The organism is Trinickia terrae, assembly GCF_005144415.1.
In the GTDB taxonomy this organism is placed as follows: domain Bacteria; phylum Pseudomonadota; class Gammaproteobacteria; order Burkholderiales; family Burkholderiaceae; genus Trinickia_A; species Trinickia_A terrae.
In genome coordinates this window covers 47440-61977 of sequence record NZ_SWJE01000010.1, presented here as the reverse complement: position 1 = coordinate 61977, position 14538 = coordinate 47440, and the positions used below count along the sequence as shown (strand labels likewise).

At 68.6% G+C, this 14538-nt stretch carries 12 protein-coding genes; 3 read left to right on the top strand and 9 right to left on the bottom strand.

Going from position 1 to position 14538, the window contains the following annotated elements; translation table 11 throughout:
• Positions 1 to 10: 10 nt before the first annotated feature.
• From FAZ69_RS18795 to FAZ69_RS18785, 3 genes are all read left to right on the top strand, one after another.
• A complete protein-coding gene (locus FAZ69_RS18795; RefSeq protein ID WP_136896595.1) occupies positions 11 to 2539 on the top strand; it encodes a CHASE2 domain-containing protein in 2529 nt (842 codons plus the stop codon).
• Between the two features lie 4 nt (positions 2540 to 2543).
• The gene (locus FAZ69_RS18790) at positions 2544 to 3158 is read left to right on the top strand and encodes a DUF4136 domain-containing protein (protein ID WP_136896594.1); all 615 of its coding nucleotides are present in this window, start codon (positions 2544 to 2546) and stop codon (positions 3156 to 3158) included.
• Positions 3159 to 3458: 300 nt separating this feature from the next.
• Complete coding sequence (locus tag FAZ69_RS18785) at positions 3459 to 4370, top strand: EamA family transporter (RefSeq protein ID WP_136896593.1); 912 nt, start codon at positions 3459 to 3461, stop codon at positions 4368 to 4370.
• A 54-nt stretch (positions 4371 to 4424) separates the two neighbouring features.
• Here FAZ69_RS18785 and FAZ69_RS18780 read toward each other — a convergent pair whose 3' ends face one another.
• From FAZ69_RS18780 to FAZ69_RS18740, 9 genes are all read right to left on the bottom strand, one after another.
• Positions 4425 to 5633 carry an MFS transporter gene (locus tag FAZ69_RS18780; RefSeq protein ID WP_169708693.1) on the bottom strand — a complete coding sequence of 403 codons (1209 nt, stop codon included), beginning with the start codon at positions 5631 to 5633 and terminating at the stop codon, positions 4425 to 4427.
• A 189-nt stretch (positions 5634 to 5822) separates the two neighbouring features.
• On the bottom strand, positions 5823 to 6650 hold the full coding sequence (locus tag FAZ69_RS18775) for a phosphodiesterase (protein ID WP_136896591.1): 828 nt from the start codon (positions 6648 to 6650) through the stop codon (positions 5823 to 5825).
• Between the two features lie 43 nt (positions 6651 to 6693).
• Positions 6694 to 7737 carry an ABC transporter ATP-binding protein gene (locus tag FAZ69_RS18770; protein ID WP_136896590.1) on the bottom strand — a complete coding sequence of 348 codons (1044 nt, stop codon included), beginning with the start codon at positions 7735 to 7737 and terminating at the stop codon, positions 6694 to 6696.
• Positions 7738 to 7769: 32 nt separating this feature from the next.
• Positions 7770 to 8672, bottom strand: coding sequence for an ABC transporter permease (locus FAZ69_RS18765; RefSeq protein WP_136896589.1), 903 nt, complete (start codon positions 8670 to 8672; stop codon positions 7770 to 7772).
• A gap of 10 nt (positions 8673 to 8682) precedes the next feature.
• Positions 8683 to 9507, bottom strand: a complete 825-nt coding sequence (locus tag FAZ69_RS18760; protein ID WP_136896588.1) for an ABC transporter permease — start codon at positions 9505 to 9507, stop codon at positions 8683 to 8685.
• A 91-nt stretch (positions 9508 to 9598) separates the two neighbouring features.
• Positions 9599 to 10675 (bottom strand): ABC transporter substrate-binding protein, encoded by a 1077-nt coding sequence (locus FAZ69_RS18755; RefSeq protein WP_136896587.1) that lies wholly within the window; start codon positions 10673 to 10675, stop codon positions 9599 to 9601.
• 88 nt (positions 10676 to 10763) lie between these two features.
• Positions 10764 to 11786 (bottom strand): substrate-binding domain-containing protein, encoded by a 1023-nt coding sequence (locus tag FAZ69_RS18750; RefSeq protein WP_136896586.1) that lies wholly within the window; start codon positions 11784 to 11786, stop codon positions 10764 to 10766.
• Positions 11787 to 11925: 139 nt separating this feature from the next.
• On the bottom strand, positions 11926 to 12357 hold the full coding sequence (locus FAZ69_RS18745) for a nuclear transport factor 2 family protein (protein WP_136896585.1): 432 nt from the start codon (positions 12355 to 12357) through the stop codon (positions 11926 to 11928).
• Between the two features lie 641 nt (positions 12358 to 12998).
• Positions 12999 to 14528: a glycosyltransferase family 39 protein gene (locus FAZ69_RS18740; RefSeq protein ID WP_136896584.1), complete on the bottom strand. Its 1530-nt coding sequence runs from the start codon at positions 14526 to 14528 to the stop codon at positions 12999 to 13001.
• Positions 14529 to 14538: the final 10 nt, after the last annotated feature.

The following is a 14538-nucleotide window of genomic DNA, read 5'->3' as shown; positions in this document are numbered from 1 at the left end:
TCTTGCTCACGTGACCTTCGATCTGGGTACCCGCGCGCGGCGCGCCATCGGCTTGAGGAGGCCGGTCGGGCGCCGCTTCATCGTCGAGTGGCTGGCGATCTGCGGCCTCGGGGTCGCGGTGGCCGTGCTCGGCTCGGCGGGGCGGCTGAGCGCGAGCCTCGATCGCATCGTCTACGACCATTTCCTGCTGTGGCGGCCACTGCCGGTCACGCCTGACATCGCGATCGTGGAGATCGACAACGCGAGCCTCGCGCGTCTCGGACGCTGGCCTTGGCCGCGCAGCGTGCATGCGCAACTGCTCGACGCGCTCGCGAAAGCGCGGCCGGCGGCCGTCGTCTACGACATCCTGTTCACCGAGCCCGAGGCGAGCGACGCCACGCTGGCGAAGGCGATCGGCGCGGCGCCCACCTATTTGCCGCTGCTCCTCTCCCCGGAGGCGGGCGACGGCAGCCGCAGCGCGACGCTGCCGGTGCCGGCGCTCGCGAGCGCTGCCGCCGCGCTCGGGCATATCAATCTCGAAGTGGACCCCGACGGCATCGTGCGCAGCGTCGCGCTCGTCGAGGGCGACGCCGCCGCGCGCTGGCCGCAGCTTGTCGTGCCGGTTTATCGGGCGCTCGAAGCGGGGGCGTTGAAGGCGCGATTGCACGCGCAGCGGCCGGGCTCGGCGGGCGTGCGCGGCGCGGTGGCGGCCGCGAGCGATGCCGCGCATGCCACATCCGGTGCAACAGCGGACCCAGCACCGGCGGTCGCCGGCGAGCAGCGCTTCCTGATCCCGTTCAGCCGCCGCTCCGCCGACTACGCGAGCGTGTCGGCGGCAAGCCTGCTCGCGGGGGACGTGCCCGCCGACGCGCTGCGCGGCAAGATCGTCTTCATCGGCGCGACGGCGTCGGGCCTGTACGACCGCTTCGCGACGCCCGTTTCGGGCGAGCTCGGTCCGCTGCCGGGCGTGCTGATCCACGCGAACGTGCTCGACGCGCTCATCGCCGGCCGCGAGATCGAGCCGGCCGGCGCGTGGTGGGGCTGCGCGGCCGCGCTCGTGCCGCTCGCGGCGCTGCTCGCGGGGCTGCTGTTCCTGTCGCCGTGGCGCTCGCTGTTGCTCACGGGCGGCCTGTGCGCGGGCGTGACCGCGGCCAGCGCCGCGCTTTTGTACGGCGCGCGTGTCTGGATGTCGCCGGTGCCGGCGGTGGCGGGCCTCGTCGCCGTGTATCCGCTCTGGAACTGGCGGCGGCTCGAGATGACGATGTCCTATCTGCGCCGCGAGCTGCAGCGCCTCGCCGACGAGCCGTATCTGCTGCCCGAGGCGGCTGCCGACGACGGAGATGAAGCGCGCGCTGCAGGCGACCCGCCTCGCCGGAGCGGCGGCGAATTCGGCGGCGACGTCCTCGAACGCCAGATCGCGCTGATGGCGCAGGCCTCGCAGCGCGTGCAGGACATGAAGCGCTTCGTCTGGGACAGCCTGAACAGCGTGCCGGAGCCGATTCTCGTGACGGACCGGCAAGGCGTCGTGCTGATCGCCAATCACGCGGCGCGCGCGCATTGCGCGGGCTTGGGCGCGCCGGCGCCGGAAGGCCGGCCGATGCAGGAGGCGCTCGCGGGCCTCGCTTTCGTGAAGACCATCGACGACGACGCGGACGCCGAAGCCTTCGCCCGCGCGCACTGGCCGGCGCTGCTGGATCCGACGCAGCCGCAGCACGCGCACCTGCTCGAGCGCGGCATCGAGGTGCGCGACGTCCACGAGCGCGACCACTTGCTGCGCTGCGCGCCGTGCACGAACGCGCAGAGCGAGGCGACCGGCTGGATCGCCGGTCTCGTCGACGTGACGGCGCTGCATGCCGCCGAGCGCCATCGCGAGGAGGCGCTGCGCCTGCTGTCGCACGACATGCGCTCGCCGCACGCGTCGATCCTCGCGCTCGTCGAGACCGAGCGGGGCCGCGTCGAGTCGGAGCGCACCCGCGAGCTGCTGGCGCGCATCGAGCGCTACGCCGAGCGCGCGCTCACGCTCGCCGACGATTTCGTGCAGCTCGCGCGAGCCGAGTCGCAGGCCTATGTGCTCGAGCCCGTCAGCATGATCGAGCTCGCCATCGACGCGAGCGACGAAATCTGGCCGCAGACGCACGCGAAGCGCATCCAGCTCGACACGCAAATCGGCGACGAGCCGCATTGGATCTGCGTCGACCGTTCGCTGATGACGCGCGCGCTCGTCAACGTGCTGACGAACGCGGTGAAGTACAGTCCGCCGGATACGCGGATCGTCTGCACAGTCGAAGCGGCGGCGCACGGCGCGCTCGTGCGCTGCACGATCCGCGACCAGGGCTACGGCATTCCCGAAGCGGAGCAGCGTCATTTGTTCGAGCGCTTCCGGCGCTTCCAGAGTCCCGGACAGCCGAGCGTGAACGGCACGGGGCTCGGCATGGCGTTCGTGAAAACGGTCGTCACGCGCCACGGCGGGCACGTCGAGGTCGACAGCGCGCCGGGCCGGGGCACAGTGTTGACGATGACGCTGCCCGCGTTCGAAGACGCACAACCATCGGAGCGATGACAACGTGAAACGTCTCTTGATCTGCGCCGCGCTGGGGGCGGCGGTTTTGCCGGGCTGCGCCGATGTGGGGACCGAGGTGCGGGCGTCGAACCTGCCGGCGGCCTTCGGCGGGGAGCGCAGCTATGAGCTCGTGCGCGCGCCTTCGCAGAGCGATAGCCCGTTGCAGCGGCAATACGAAGCGCTCGTGCGCGATGAATTGGCGCTGCATGGATTCGCGAGCGATGGCGGTGCGCGCTATCTCGTCTCGCTCGCCTTCGACACGCGCAGCGCCGCCGTGCGCGTCGCCAGCGGCGACTGCGCCCACGCCGCAGGCGGCGCGGACGCCGCTTGCGGCGGGCCTGAGACCGCAGCGCCTGCATGGATGTGGCCCGGCGAGCATCCGTTCGTCCACACGCTGACGCTGCGTTTTTTCGAGCGCTCGAGCGGCCGCGAGGTCTATCGCGTCTTTGCGGCAAGCCGCGGCCACGATGCCGATCCGGCCCGCGCGAGCGCTTATCTGGTCAAAAGCGTCTTCGCGCAATTCCCGTTCGCGGACCACGAGGCATGGCGCGTGAAGCTGCATCCGGCAGAGCAGGGCGCGGCGCCCGGCATCGTGTCGGTCAAGCCGCTCGAGCGTTGAGCATCGACTGTCGACTGTCGCTCGCAAACATCACTTACATTTCTTTCGGCTGGACTCGCCGTTCGTTTGCGATTCCTTATTGCATAATGCTGCGGATGCGCGACGGGCCCCCTGAATCGGCCCGTTATCTCTTTATCGGCCGCCAATTGCAGTGGCCGCCAATGCGGTCTTTTTGCTCCATCCGTTCGACATGCCGTCCTGTCTTGCCCGGTTTGCCGCGTCCGCGACGCGGCGCACGCGTCTTAGCTGTCTGGTGACTCTCGCGTGCGCTGAACCCCTGCCGGGCGAGGCGCGTCGAGCATGACTCCGCGCTTTTCCCTTCCGTTCCGCCTGCGTTTGCCGCAATCTCGCAACGGCCAGATTGCGCTCGCGCTCGCCGTCGTCTATCTCGTCTGGGGCTCCACGTATCTCGCGGTCCACGTCGCGCTCGAGTCGTTTCCGCCGCTTTTGCTGTCGGGGATGCGCAACCTGTTCGCGGGCATCGGCCTCTTCGTGCTCGCGATGCGCCGCAGGCCGGCGATGCCGACGCTCCGCGAAGTGCGCAACGCGGGGATCGTCGGCACGATGCTCGTCGGGCTGTCGAGCGGCCTGCTCGCGCTCGGGATGCGCAGCGTCGGCACCGGCACCGCGGCGGTCATGGTCGCGACCGTGCCGCTGTTCGCGACGGTGATCGCGGCCGTCGCCGGGCGGCCGATCGCGAAGGGCGAATGGGTGGCGGTCGGTCTGGGGCTCTTCGGCATCGTCGTGCTGAACCACGGCGATGCGTCGCCGGGCTCGACGCTCGGCAGCATTGTGATTCTCGGCGGCGCGCTGTTCTGGGCGGGCGGCGCGCATCTGGCCGGGCGGCTCAAGCTGCCCTCGGACCTGTTCCTGTCGACGGCGCTGCAGATCGGCCTCGGCGGCGCGATCTCGGCGACCGTCGCCTGGTTCACGGGCGAGCGCATGCTCGCGATCGGCTTCTGGCCGATCGTCTCTTTTTTCTATTTGATGCTGGTCGGCACGATGGCTGCCTATATCGCGTACGGATTCCTGATCCGGCACACGAGCCCGATCATCGCGAGCAGCTGCATGTACGTGAACCCGGTCGTCGCGGTCGCGCTCGGCGCGCTGATCCTCGGCGAGCCTGTCACGCGCTGGACCGTGATCGCGACCGTCGTGATTCTCGCGAGCGTCGCGCTGTCGTTCTGGTTCGACCGGCGCAAGGCGGGGTGACCGATGCGCTGTGGCGGCGCCATGATGGCGCCGCGCGCGAGGACGGCGCGGCTTCTACGCGTCTTGCCGCACGGCAACCGGCTCGCGCCGCGACTGGACCCACGCGGCCAGCGCGGCAAACAGGAAGCCGGCGAGGCACACGCCGGTCCAGCCGAAATTGCGCCACGCGACGGCGCCCACGGCCGAGCCGGTCGCGCCGCCGATGAAGTAGCAGACCATGAACACCGTATTCACGCGGCTGCGCGCTTCGGGCTTGAGCGCGTAGATGCGCGACTGGTTCGAGATCTGCGCCGCCTGCACGCCGATATCGAGCACGATCACGCCGGCGATCAGTCCCGCGATGCTCGCCCCCGACAACCCGAAGATCACGAACGCGACCGCCACGAGCCCGATCGACAGCGAGATGATCGCGCGCGGTCCGCGCTTGTCGGCGAAGCGCCCGGCGAGCGGCGCGGCCAGCGCGCCCGCCGCGCCGACGATGCCGAACAGGCCCGCCGCCTGCGGCCCCATATGAAACGGCGCTTCCGCCAGCAGCAAGGTCAGCACCGACCAGAAGAGGCTGAACGCCGCGAAGATCGCCGCCCCGGTGAGCGACGCGGCGCGCAGGCCGTGCAATTCCACGACGAGATGCCACATCGAGCCGAGCAGCTTGCCGTAGGGCAGCGTCGAGGTCGGCTTGCTGCTGGGCAGCCGCATCACGATGACCACAGCGAGCACGATGAGCGCCGCCACCGACGTGCCGAACACCGCGCGCCAGCCGAAATACTCGGCGACGAAGCCCGCCGCCGTCCGCGCGAGCAGGATGCCGAGCAAGAGGCCGCTCATCACCGTGCCGACCGCGTGTCCGCGCTGCGACGCCGGCGCGAGCTCCGCGGAGAACGGCACGGCCTGCTGCGCGATGGTCGAGAGCACGCCGATCGCGAGGCTCGCGGCGGCCAGCACGGCAAGCGAGGGCGCCGCGGCGGCGGCGATCAGCGCGAGCGAGAGCCCCGCGATCTGCAGCAGGATGATGAGCCGCCGGTCGAAGCGGTCGCCGAGCGGTGCGAGAAAGAACATCCCGGCCGCGTAGCCGAGCTGCGTCGAGGCCGGGACCGCGCCGATCCACGGCGCGCTCGCGGGGAACGACGCGCGGAAGGCGTCGAGCAGCGGCTGGTTGTAATAGATGTTGGCGACGGAGACGCCCGCGATTGTCGCGAGCAACAGCAGCATGCCGCGCGAATAGTGGATCGAGGCGTCGGAATGGGCGGAATCGGCAGCGGACATGGGCAAGGCCTTAAAGCAATGAGGGCGCCGCGCTAGCACGACAATAATCGTGCGGCAACGGCGCCAAGCGAGCGATCATACCGGAGAGCGTTCAAGTCTGCCGGGAGCCGCCCGGTGCCGCGCCGCAGCTTTCCGCCGCTTTTCCCCGCCTTTTCCCGCCTTTTCCCGCCTCGCGCGACGCGAAGGCCGTCAGTCGATCAGCTCTCCCGAGGGTTCGTAGAACGGATACGGCCCATCGCTTTCTTCGACGTAGGCATGGTGCGTGACGAGCCCCGTCGCCGGGTCGTAGCGGTGCAGCGCGAACGCGGGCGGCTCCATGCGGAACGCGGACGGCGCGTCGTCGCGCAGATCGAGCGCCACCTGATGCGCCGGCGCGGGGATCGCCGCGGCGATCGTTCCCGCGAAGCGCGTGAACATCGGCCGGTGGACGTGCCCGCACAGCACGCGCTCGACATTCGGATAGCGGCTCACGATCTCGGCGAGCTTGTCGGCAGCAGCGGGCGCGAGGCGGATCTGGTCCATATGGCCGATGCCGGAGACGAACGGCGGATGATGGAGCGCGACGATCACGGGCTTGCCGCGCGCGGCGTCGAGCGCGTCGGCGAGCCAGGCGAGCCGCGCATCGCAGAGCTCGCCGCCGCTTTGGCGCGGCACCTGCGAATCGAGCGCGATCACGCGCAACGGGCCGATGTCGACCGCGTACTGGATGAACTCGCCGCCCTCGCTGAGTTCCGCGCGCTCGGCGAAGACTTCGCGCAGTGCGGCGCGATCGTCGTGGTTGCCGATCAGCAGGTAGTACGGCATCTGCAGGGGATCGAGCAGCGACTTCAGGTGACGGTACTCGTCGGCGTTGCCGCGGTCGACGAGGTCGCCCGTGACGAGCACCGCGTCGGGACGCGGCTCGAGCGCATTGAGCCGCGCGACGCAGCGCGCGAGATGGGCGGCCGTGTCGACGCGCTGATAGGCGAGTGCGCCGGGCCGCTTGATGTGCAGGTCGCTGATGTGGGCAAGCAGCATGGGGATCTCTCAGTATCGATTGTCGTGTGTTGGATGAAGCGCGCTACGACAGGGCAATCAAGCCTTCGGGTGCGATCGAAATGCCCACCGCCGTGCCGCGCGCGAGCTCGACGCGGCCGGCGACGTCGACGAAGAGCGCATCGGGCGCCGCGCCGCCGATCGTGAGCCGCGTGCGCTCGCCGAGAAACGATACCGCGTCGACCATGCCGCGCAATTGCGCGCTCGCGGGATCGGCGAGATGGGCGTCCTCGGGGCGGAAGAACAGCTCGGGCGCCTGCGTGAGCGCGGCGCGTTGCGGCAATGCGATGCTGCCGCCCGTCGTTTCGAATGCGCCGTCGCGCCAGTGGCCTGCCAAGCGGTTGATCGTGCCGACGAACTGCGCGACGGTCCGGTTCGCGGGACGGAAGTAGATCTCGCGCGGCGTGCCGATCTGCTCGATGCGGCCCGCGCTCATCACGACGATGCGATCGCCCAGCTCCATCGCCTCGGCCTGGTCGTGCGTCACGTAGATCGTCGTCACGCCGAGGCTGCGCAACAGCGCGTTCATCTCGCTGCGCAAGGTGTCGCGCAGGCGCGCGTCGAGCGCGGTGAGCGGCTCGTCGAGCAGCAGCACGCGCGGCTGCATCGCGAGCGCGCGCGCGAGCGCCACGCGCTGGCGCTGGCCGCCGGAGAGCTGGTCGATCGGCTTGTCGGCGTGCGCTTCGAGCCGCATCATCGCGAGCAGCTCGTCGACGCGCTGGCGCGCTACGGCCGCATCGGTCCTGGCGATCTTGAGACCGTAGCCGACGTTGCCGCGCACGGTCAGGTTCGGAAACAGCGCATAGCTCTGGAACACCATGCCGACCTGGCGGCGCTCGATCGGCAGGCGCGTGACGTCGTCGTCGCCGAAACGCACCTGGCCGCTCGCGTCGGGTGTTTCGAGGCCGGCGATGATGCGCAGCGTCGTCGTCTTGCCGCAGCCCGAGGGGCCGAGCAGCACCAGCGTTTCGCCGGCGCCGATCGAGAGGTCGAGCGGTTCGAGCACGCGCGTGCCGCGAAAGGTCTTGGCGCACTGCGTGAGCGTGATGGGAACGGGGGCGAGTTTCATCGTGGTCGGGTCGTTCGGGTTCGATCGGCGGATCAGGACGCGCGCGGCGGCTTGCGCTTTTTCGCGCCCGCGCGGCGCTGGCCCGTCGCGTCGACGCCGAGCCATTGCATCGCGACGAGCAGCGGCATCGTCATCAGGAAAAAGAGGATCGTGTAGGCGCTGCCGATCTCGATGCGCAGCGACGCATAGGTATCCGCGAGGCCGACCGGCAGCGTCTTGGTATCGGGCGTGTGCAGCATCCAGGTGAGGTTGAACTCGCCGATCGAGAGCGTGAGCACGGCGAGCGCGCCCGCGACGATGCCGGGCCGCACGTTCGGCAGCACGATCGTCACGAAGCGCTGCCGGAAGGTGGCGCCGAGGCTCGCCGCGCCTTCTTCGAGCGTGCGCAGGTCCGCACTCGACGCGACGGCTGCCACCGCGCGCACCATGAACGGCAGCGTGAACAAGACGTGGCCGACGACGATGAACATCGCGCTCGTGCGAAACGCCGTGAAGCCGCCATAGAGAACGAGCAGCGCGAGCGCCGAGGCGAGGCCCGGCAGCGCGATCGGCAGCACGAGCAATTCTTCGACGATGCGCGAAGCGCGCGTCTTGCTGCGCGCGAGCGCGTACCCGGCGGGCACGCCGATGACGAGCGTGATCGCGAGCGTGGCGACGGCGATTTCGAGCGACAGGAACACGGAGCCGTGATACTGCGTCCAGACTTCGCCGAGCCAGCGCAGCGTGAGGCCGCTCGAGACGCCGCGGAAGTAGTTCACGGTGAGGCCCGCGAGGATCGACATCACGACGGGCACGATCAGGAACGCGCAGATCAGCAGCGTGACGGCCCATTGGCCGGCGGCGAGAAAGCTGCGCGCCGACAGGTGTTCCTTTACGCGCTGCAGCGCGCGGCGCGCGGTGGAGGCTTCGGCTTGGGTTTCCAGGATGGTGCTCATGCGCATCTCCTTACGCGGTAGCCGCAACGGCCGATCCCGTCACGCTGCGCGCCAGCGCCAGCACGAGCCACGTCACGACGCCGAGCACGATCGACAAGCCCGCCGCTGTCGCCATGTTCGCGTTGAGCGTGAACTCGGTGTAGATCGTCATCGGCAGCACGTCGATGTCGGTGGCGAGCGTGAAGGCCGTGCCGAACGCGCCCATCGCGGTCGCGAAGCAGACGGCGCCCGCCGCGATGAGGCCGGGCGAGAGCGCCGGCAGCACGATGTCGCGCATGATCTGCCACGGCGAGGCGCCGAGCGAGCGCGCGGCTTCTTCGAGCGAGCGGTCGAGCTTGGTCGCGGACGCCATCACGGTCACGATTACGCGCGGAATCGAAAAGTACAGATAGCCGAAGAAGAGGCCCGTCATCGAATAGGCGAACACCCACTTGTCGCCCGTGAGCCTCAACGACAGCGCGCCGATCAGCCCTTGCCGGCCCGCCAGCATGATGACCATGAAGCCGACGACGACGCCCGGAAACGCGAGCGGAAACGTGAGCAGCGCGAGCAGCGTGCGCTTGCCGAAGAATTCGCGGCGCGCGAGCAGGAGGCCTGAGATGACGGAGAGCGCGAGCGTCGCGAGCGTCACCGCCGCCGACAGCACGACCGTCGCGCCGAGACTGCGCATGTAGCGCGCGTTGGCGAGGAGGGCGAGATAGGTGTCGAACGCATGGCCGTCGGCGCTGACCTGGGCCAGTATGCCCATCGGCAAGAGCCAGAACGCGGCGAACACGGCGAGCGCCGGCGTGATCAGCGCGATGCGCCAGCGCAGCGGGAAGGTGATGTCGTGCATGGGAATGGGTGCTTCAAGGTGCGGGGGAAGGGCGCTCGTCGCCAGGCTATGTCTTTCCGCCAGCGAAAGCGCCCCTCGCCGCAATCAGCAATCAATGCATGATCTGCAGATACTGCTCGCCGAACGCCTGCTGCTTCTCGGCCATCTTGGCGAAGTCGACCGGTTTGGCGCGCGCATAGTCGCTCGCCGGCAGGAATTTCGCGGCGGCGTCCGCGCTCATCTGGTTCGCGCGCACCGGCCGCAGGTACGCATTCGCCCACAGCTTCTGCCCCTCGTCCGAAAGCACGAAGTCGAGCACCTTCTTGGCCGAAGCTTCGTGCGGCGCACCCTTCACGAGGCTCATCACGTAGGGCACCGAGATCGTGCCTTCCGTCGGAATCACGAACTCGACGTTCGCGTGATCCTTGTACTTCGCGCGGTACGCATCGAAATCGTAGTCCAGCAGGATCGGAATTTCACCGGACAGCACGCGCGCATAGGCCGTCTGCTTCGGCACGATCGGCGCGTTCGCCTTCAACTGGCGGAACCAGTTCAGGCCCGGCTCGAAGTTGTCCATCGAGCCGCCGAGCGCGAGGTTGACCGCGACCGCGCCCGCGTAGCCGACGAACGCGCTCGACGGATCGAGGTAGCCGATCATCCCTTTGTACTCGGGCTTGAGCAGGTCGGCCCAGGAGCGCGGCACGGGCTTGCCTTCGAGCGCGTCCTTGTTGACGAAGAAGCCGAGCGTGCCCGAGTGGATCGCGAACCAGTAGCCTTGCGGGTCCTTCATGTTCGCGGGGATGTCGTTCCAGTGCGCGGGCTTGTAGGGCTGGATCACGCCTTTGTCCTTCGCCTGGAACGCCGACGACACGCCGAGGTACACCACGTCCGCCACCGGGCTCTTCTGCTCGGCCATGAGCTGCGCGATCGCCTGGCCCGAGTTCTTGTTGTCGAACGGCACGCGGACGCCGGTCTTCTGCTGGATTGCCTGGATCTGGCTCGCCCAGTCGGCCCATTCGGGCGGGCAGTTGTAGCAGATCGCGGTTTCGTCGGCGTAGGCGGCTTGCGGGGCGGCGACGAACGCGACGCCGCCGACGGACAGGACGGCGGCCGAGGCGAGCGCGGCCGCGCCGGCCTTGGCGAGCAACCGGCGCAGCGGCGCGCCGAGGGAATGGGAACGACGTGTCACAGCGGGTCTCCTTGCGGGGAACGGGTTGGGGCTTGCCGGTGCTGCTCTGTTGCTTGTGTTTTGCTTGCGTCGACTGGAGCCGGAGCGCTTACCGCTGGCCGACGATGTCCGAGATCGCGCCGACCGTCTCGCCCACGCGCAGCGTGTGCGGCAGCGTGAGCGAGAGGGACGAGCCGTCGTCGACACCTTCGATGCGGTTCATGAGGCGCTGCCACGCCGCGCAGCCGATCTCGCGGTTCGGCGTGCACAGGCTCGCAAGCGGCGGCGACAGCAGCTCGCCGACCGCGAGGCCGTCGAAACCGAGGATCGACATGTGCTCCGGCACCGAATACGACGCGCGGCGCAGGCCGCGCATGACCACCATCGCGAGCAGGTCGTTGCTGCAGAAGAGGGCGGTGGGGCGCGTCGCGCCCTTCGTCAGGTGCGCGAGCACGGAAGGCGCGAGCTCGTCGGCGTTGAAATCGACTTCGAGCGCGGGGGCGGGCGTGAGGCCCGCCTGCTGCATCGCCTGCGAGTAGCCGACATAGCGCAGCCGCGCGCGGTCCGACTCGGCGAGCGTGCCGGCCAGCATCAGGATGTGCCGGTGGCCGTGCGCGATCAGCATGCGCACGCCCTCGTACGCGGCGAGGCGGTTGTCGACCGACACCGCCGGGCGGCGCACCGTATCGTTGTGCATCAGCACGTAGCGCAGGCCCGCATGGTCGAGCTCGTCGAGGAGCGGGTGCGTATCGGCGTCGGCGACCGTCAGGATGAGGCCTTCCACGCGCTGCGCGCGCAACGTCTCGATCGCATGGCGCTCGCGGTCGGCATCGTATTGCGTTGTCATCAGCATCAGCCGGTAGCCTTGCGCCGACGCGAGCTCGTCGATGCCTTGCAGGCATTCGGCGAACACCGGGTTGGCGAGCGTCGGCAGCACGATGCCGATCAGCCGCGTGCGGTCGCTGCGCAGCTGGCGGCCGAGGGGGTTGGGGCTGAATTGGAGCGCGTCGATGGCCTCGCGGATTTTTTCGAGAGTGACGCGGTTCACGGAATGGGGCGCGTTGATCGCGCGCGAAACGGTGGCGATCGAAAAGCCAGCGTAGGCGGCGACGTCCTTGATCGTGGTTTTCATCCTGGAGAGAGTGCTTGTGTAAACGTTTTCGTAGGGGATTATCCGGACATAATATGTCTCTCACATGACGGTTTTGCGCATGGGTGGCGCATCGGCGCCAAGGCCTGGCGAGCCGGCCTTGGCGCCGATGCGGCGGGGCTCAGCGGGCGGCCTGACCGAGCGAGGCGACGAGCGACTTGAAGCCGACCCATCCCCAATACACGCGGTGATGGACGATCAGCCCGCCGGCAAGCTCCATCACTTCGACGAGATCGACCTGGTCGCCCTCGGGCGTCTGCCGCGGGTACTCCCAGGTCAATTGCCTGCCGTTGGAGAAAAAGACGCCGGTTCGATACCAGCGCCCCAGGCTGTTCGGCAGCTTGCGCAGCCCGGCGGCGAAGAATTCGCGGATTGCCGGCTTGCCGCTGAGCGTGCCGTTGCCGCGCTCGGGCAGGGTCACGACGATCAGCGGCGTTTCGAGCACGGCGTCTTCCGCATAGAGCGCCATCAGCCCCTCGAGGTCGCGATCGACGACCGTTCGATGCCATTGCTCGTAGACGTGGAGGATTTCGGAATCGGTGCTGGTTTTCATGGGAGTTTTCCGCCGGATGGAGTCGGAAAACCAGCGTAGCAGCGGCGCTGGCCGGATGTTTCGACGCGGATCGAAGCATCAATGGCTGCCGGCCTCGATGCGCGGGTGCGCGCCAGTTGGTGGGCTGGCGGCGCGATGGTAGAATCCGGTCCGCCCTGCCCGGGTGATGAAATTGGTAAACATAGCGGACTTAAAGCATTGAGTGCCCGCGCCGGAAACGGCCGGTGCAGAACCCTTCAAATTCGGCGAAACCCCTGGCCCGACGCGCTCGCGAAAAACGCCGAGCGCCGGCCGCCGAGGCAACGCCGAGCCAAGCCCGATACCGGTCGCCGCGACCGCTTCTGGAAGGTGTAGAGACTAGACGGGGGGCGCCTACCGCTCGCCGCATCGATCGATGCGGGACGCCATGGCGAAGGCATAGTCCAGCGCACGAACGGCGATGCATCATGCAGCGCCGGCTTCGAAAGATTCAGTGTGACGAAAATCCGCCGCTTAACGGCTTGCCGGTTCGAGTCCGGTCCCGGGCACCATCCAGCCTCACTTTCGTTTCGACCTTGACGGTTATTGCCGATCGTTCTTGTCCAGCTCGGCAAGCACGTCAGAAAACCCGCAACGGCATCGCCCCGTGCGGGTTTTTTCTTTCAACCCTGCTGCGGCATCATCAAGAACAGCTGATAGCCACGCGCCGGCAACACCATGCCCCACGCCTTCTTGGCGACATCGATGGAGATCGGCTGCACATGGCTGAACGATGCCGCCTTCCTCACACATGCCGCATCGCTATTTGGGCAGACGAGCACCGCTCCCTGCCGGGCGAGGTCTTCTGCCTTCAGCCACGGCGTCGTTTCCGGCTCCGCTATATCCCAGAAGCGGGTCTGGCCGTCGCTGTAAAAGCCGACCGACTGCGCCTCGTGAACCGAGCCCGCAGCGATCGGCAGCGCTTGCCCCGTGCGCTCGCGCCACAGCGCATGCACGGCCGCGGCCAGTTCGGCGCGCGGCTCGGCCGCATCGTCGGTATTGCGCGTTGCCCCGGCATAGCCGACGGCCGCCGACGCAGCCAGCGCCAGCGCCCAATAGATGCAGAGCATGCGCGCCGCGCGTCCCGGTTCGAGCCGGACCGCCGCACGATCCAGCACGGCCACCCACAGCGGCACGAGCGCGAACCACTGAGCCATGCCCCACACGGAAGCCATCTGCGTCTTGCTGCCCACGGCGATGACGCCGACGACCATGAGCGGCCCGATCGCGAGGCACCACAGGTCCCGATGCAGCGAGGGCCGGACGTGGCTCAGCAGTATCAGCTTGGCGGCGTGCAGCCTGTCACGCGCGACCAGTCCGACGACGAACCCGAAGCTGAGCAGCATGTAGCCCGCTTGCGCGAGCGTATAGACGCCGAAGCGCAGCGCCGCCGCGGGGAGCGTCCCGCCCGTGCGCCGCTCGGCGTAGCCGAAGGTCGGAAAGTGATGCAGTACGAGCCAGCGCAGGTGCGGAAACAGCACCACGGCGCCCGCGGCCGCGACCAGCAGCGAGTCGACGCTGAGAAGCCGCGCGCGCCACTGCGGCCGCGCGAGCGCGGCGCCCAGGAGCGCCACGAGCAGCACGATCGAAAAATACTTGCCGAGAATTGCAAGCGCGGCGAGCGCGCCCAGGGCCAGGGCGGCCGAGCGCTTGCCGGTCTGCATGTAGCGCACGAAAAAGTATGCGGTCCAGGGCCAGACGGAGAGCAGGACGGAGTTGGCGTTGAACTTGATTGCGAGGTTCGAGTAGAGCGGCGAAACGGCCATCGCGAGCCCTGCCGCGATTGCCAGCCGACGCGGCAGGAACCGACCGGCGAGCGCTACGATGCCAAGCAGCCCCGCCAGCGCATTGACCGCTGATAGTCCAAAGTAGGCGAAATCGGTGTGCGGGAAGACTTCGAACCACGCCGCCGTGATCCACGCGAAGAGCGGCGGATGCTTCGCATAGCCCGCCTGCCACTCGGCGCCCCACACGTAGTTTTCAATCATGTCGCCCTGCACGTCCAGATTGCCGCGCGAGAGCCACGCGGCAAACGTCCAGACGAGCGCGTGGATCGGCAGGAGCAAGGCGAGCGGCGCGGCAAGCGAGGGCTCATCGGCTCGGGCCGTGGACGGTTCGGAGCCGGGGTAGTACGACGAGACGGGATCTGACATGAGGACGACG

What these genes read in the sequence shown, in the direction of transcription:
- FAZ69_RS18785 (WP_136896593.1), top strand. Translation starts at nt 3,459, where the DNA reads ATGACTCCGCGCTTTTCCCTTCCGTTCCGCCTGCGTTTGCCGCAATCT.
- FAZ69_RS18780 (WP_169708693.1), bottom strand. Translation starts at nt 5,633, where the DNA reads ATGTCCGCTGCCGATTCCGCCCATTCCGACGCCTCGATCCACTATTCG.
- FAZ69_RS18775 (WP_136896591.1), bottom strand. Translation starts at nt 6,650, where the DNA reads ATGCTGCTTGCCCACATCAGCGACCTGCACATCAAGCGGCCCGGCGCA.
- FAZ69_RS18770 (WP_136896590.1), bottom strand. Translation starts at nt 7,737, where the DNA reads ATGAAACTCGCCCCCGTTCCCATCACGCTCACGCAGTGCGCCAAGACC.
- FAZ69_RS18765 (WP_136896589.1), bottom strand. Translation starts at nt 8,672, where the DNA reads ATGAGCACCATCCTGGAAACCCAAGCCGAAGCCTCCACCGCGCGCCGC.
- FAZ69_RS18760 (WP_136896588.1), bottom strand. Translation starts at nt 9,507, where the DNA reads ATGCACGACATCACCTTCCCGCTGCGCTGGCGCATCGCGCTGATCACG.
- FAZ69_RS18750 (WP_136896586.1), bottom strand. Translation starts at nt 11,786, where the DNA reads ATGAAAACCACGATCAAGGACGTCGCCGCCTACGCTGGCTTTTCGATC.
- FAZ69_RS18745 (WP_136896585.1), bottom strand. Translation starts at nt 12,357, where the DNA reads ATGAAAACCAGCACCGATTCCGAAATCCTCCACGTCTACGAGCAATGG.
- FAZ69_RS18740 (WP_136896584.1), bottom strand. Translation starts at nt 14,528, where the DNA reads ATGTCAGATCCCGTCTCGTCGTACTACCCCGGCTCCGAACCGTCCACG.